3 protein-coding genes are annotated in these 3443 nt (G+C 45.8%); all 3 read left to right on the top strand.

All coding sequences use genetic code 11. The annotated features are described in order from the left end of the window. Positions 1–149: 149 nt before the first annotated feature. The gene (gene mraY, locus B7Y67_RS13410; protein WP_215302422.1) at positions 150–1319 is read left to right on the top strand and encodes a phospho-N-acetylmuramoyl-pentapeptide-transferase; all 1170 of its coding nucleotides are present in this window, start codon (positions 150–152) and stop codon (positions 1317–1319) included. Positions 1320–1329: 10 nt separating this feature from the next. Then, positions 1330–2949 (top strand): UDP-N-acetylmuramoyl-L-alanine--D-glutamate ligase, encoded by a 1620-nt coding sequence (gene murD / locus B7Y67_RS13405; protein ID WP_293599083.1) that lies wholly within the window; start codon positions 1330–1332, stop codon positions 2947–2949. Then, a partial coding sequence (locus B7Y67_RS13400) for an FtsW/RodA/SpoVE family cell cycle protein (RefSeq protein ID WP_293599082.1) occupies positions 2946–3443 on the top strand: 498 nt, incomplete at its 3' end. The genes murD and B7Y67_RS13400, both read left to right, overlap by 4 nt.

Here is a 3443-nt window from a genome sequence, read left to right as displayed (position 1 = left end):
ACAACCTTGGATCGCTTGCTCGAAGAGCTCAATTTGGCACTAGCAGACCACGAATCGAGCAAGCAAATGCATTTAGATATTTTGGTTAAGGGATCGCGTTTTATGCGTATGGAGCGGGTAGTGCAGGCCTTATTAGAGGGGGCTAAAACATGCTCTTAATATTGGCGCAATGGTTGCAGGATGATTTTGGATTTTTCCGAGTCTTTAACTACATCACCTTTAGGGCGGTGATGGCAACGGTGACAGCTTTGCTAATTGGGTTGGCAGCTGGCCCGTGGGTCATTCGGAAGTTGACTGCATTAAAGATGGGTCAAGCAGTTCGTACAGATGGTCCACAAACCCATTTAGTGAAATCAGGTACACCAACCATGGGTGGTGTATTGATTCTTTTGGGTATTTTTATTTCATGCATGTTGTGGGCTGATCTGAGCAATCGCTTTATATGGATTGTGATGATTGTGACTTTTGGATTTGGCTTGGTAGGCTGGGTTGACGATTACCGTAAGGTTGCACGTAAAGATCCTAAGGGAATGGCTTCAAGAGAAAAATTCTTTTGGCAGACTTTGATCGGATTATTCGCCGCTATTTATTTAGCCTTCTCTGTATCGGAAGTGAATAATTTCAAAGTGTTACAACTATTCTTCGATTGGCTTAAAAGTGGCTTTGCTTTAGATCTGCCAGCTAAATCGAACTTACTGATTCCCTTTATGAAAGAAGTGAGCTATCCCTTGGGTGTGATGGGATTCATCATTTTGAGTTACTTAGTAATTGTTGGCAGTAGTAATGCTGTGAACTTAACTGATGGTCTTGATGGCCTAGTTATCATGCCGGTGATATTAGTTGGTGCCGCTCTAGGCGCTTTTGCTTATGTAATGGGTAATGCAATTTACGCAAAGTATTTGTTATTCCCCTACATTCCTGGTGCAGGTGAGCTCATGATCTTCTGTGGTGCCATGGGTGGTGCGGGGTTAGCATTCCTTTGGTACAACACGCATCCTGCTCAAGTATTTATGGGTGATGTTGGCGCACTTGCTTTGGGTGGCGCACTTGGAACTATTGCGGTGATTGTTCGCCAAGAAATCGTGCTCTTTGTCATGGGCGGAATCTTTGTGGCAGAAACACTGTCAGTAATGCTGCAAGTGTTTTGGTTCAAATTTACCAAGAAGCGTTTTGGCGAAGGCCGTCGCATTTTTAGGATGGCCCCCCTGCATCACCATTTCGAATTGGGTGGCTGGCGCGAAACACAAGTGGTAGTTCGCTTCTGGATCATCACCATTTTATTAGTCCTCATTGGCCTCTCCAGCCTGAAATTAAGGTAAGCCAAAGAATATGCATAACTTAGACCAAGCCTTCGCTAACCCAGCTCTTATCGCAGAAGAGGGCTATCAAGCGCCTCAGCATTTCTTAATCCTAGGATTGGGAGAGTCTGGTTATGCCATGGCTAAGTGGTGCTTGAGGAATGCCGCAAAAGTCAGCTTGGCCGATACACGTGATCGTGAGCAGTTAAATGAGCGCCAAAAAGCATGGTTGGCGGATCTTCAATTTGCGGGACTCAAAGAGGCTTACTTTGGACCTCTTGATGACGCTCATTTAAAGGGTGTCGATGTTATCGGAATGAGTCCTGGCCTATCACCACTGCAGGAGCCAATAGCTTCTTTCTTGGCTAAGGTGCAAGAATCTAATATTGATATCTGGGGAGAGTTGGAGTTCTTTGCGAGAGCGATTGCTGCATTGAATCGTATGGCTCAGGTTGAAGAATCTCAATATAAGCCAGCTCTATTGGCTATCACCGGAACTAATGGAAAAACAACAACGACTGCGCTAACAGGGCAGTTGTGTGAACGTGCTGGCAAGCGTGTTGCTGTTGCTGGCAATATCAGCCCAGCCGCTTTAGATAAGCTGATGTCTTGCTTGGATGAGTCTGATCAAGTTGCCGATATGCCAGAGATTTGGGTGCTTGAACTCTCCAGCTTCCAACTGGTTTATACGAGCACTTTTAATGCAACGGCAGCTACTGTATTAAATATTACCCAAGATCATTTGGATTGGCATGGGGATATGCAGGCCTATGTTGATGCAAAAGCCAATATCTTTGGACAAGACACAATCTGTATCTTGAATCGTGACGATTCACTAGTCATGAATTTGCTCACCGATGAGCAAAAAGCCAATCAATCAGTCATTACTTTTGGCGCTAGTCGTCCTGATGAGCAGGGCGCTTTTGGAATTGAGCATGATCTGCGTGCCGGTGGAATTGATTGGCTGGTCTGGGCCGAGGTGGACGAAGATGTTGAGCCACAGCCAAAACGCCGTCGCAAAGTAGCCGTTGTAGAGGACGAGCCATTAAGACTAAAGCGTTTAATCCCTTCTGATGCCTTACGCATTCGTGGTCGTCATAACGCTTTGAATGCATTGGCTGCACTAGCCTTAGCACGAGCAGCTGGTTTGCCGATGAATATGCTCTTGCATGGATTGCGTGATTACCAAGGTGAGCCTCATCGCGTTCAAAGTGTGTCCATTGTGTCCAATGTTGAATATGTGGACGATAGTAAGGGCACCAATGTAGGAGCAACAGTAGCTGCATTAAATGGCTTAAGCGCCAATGAGTCTGGCAAGCGGATCTGGTTAATTGCTGGTGGAGAAGGCAAGGGTCAAGACTTTGGTCCCTTACGCGATCCTGCGCTACGTTTTGTAAAAGGTGTTTTCCTAATTGGCAAGGACGCCCCAATTATTGCTGAGGCTTTGGCCGACTCAGTCCCCTGTGTGATGAGTGAGACTTTACAAAATGCAGTGACTGCAGCTGCACAACAAGCTCAGTCTGGCGATATTGTTTTGCTCTCACCGGCTTGCGCCAGCTTTGACCAGTTTAGCGATTACGTAGCACGCGCAGAGGCGTTTGTTGCTGAAGTTGAAGAGCTGGGAATGCAATTCCAAGGAGCAGATGCATGAGTTTGAAGGAAAAACTTTTTCCTGAGAATAGGTTGGGCCTTGGCCGCTTCTGGAATTTCTCCAGAGGCGGGATAGACAATTTCCGAAGCGGCTTGAGAGACGCAGTTTCTGGTGTTGAGCAAACTCGCTCACGCATGATGGACTATGACCAGTTATTAGTTTGGGCGGTATTGTCACTAGCCTTAATTGGTTTAGTGATGGTCTACTCTGCATCGATTACTTTGGCTGATGGTCCTAAGTACGCAAACTACAGCAGTAATTATTTCTTGATTCGCCATTGCATTTCATTAGCCATTGCCATTGGTGTTGCTATTTGGGTATTTAAAATCCCAACCCATGTTTGGGATCGTTATTCCCCAATCATTTTTGGCTTTACGGTTCTCCTGTTAATTGCGGTACTTATTCCTGGTGTTGGAAAAGGCGTGAATGGTGCTAAGCGTTGGATCCCATTGGGTCTCATGAATTTCCAGCCATCTGAATTAATGAAATTTGCT

It is taken from the genome of Polynucleobacter sp. 35-46-11, from assembly GCF_002281105.1.
This window is presented reverse-complemented; position numbering and strand designations above follow the sequence as displayed.

Excerpts from the sequence above, each read along its gene's own strand:
- mraY (WP_215302422.1), top strand. The coding sequence starts at position 150 with ATGCTCTTAATATTGGCGCAATGGTTGCAGGATGATTTTGGATTTTTC.
- murD (WP_293599083.1), top strand. The coding sequence starts at position 1,330 with ATGCATAACTTAGACCAAGCCTTCGCTAACCCAGCTCTTATCGCAGAA.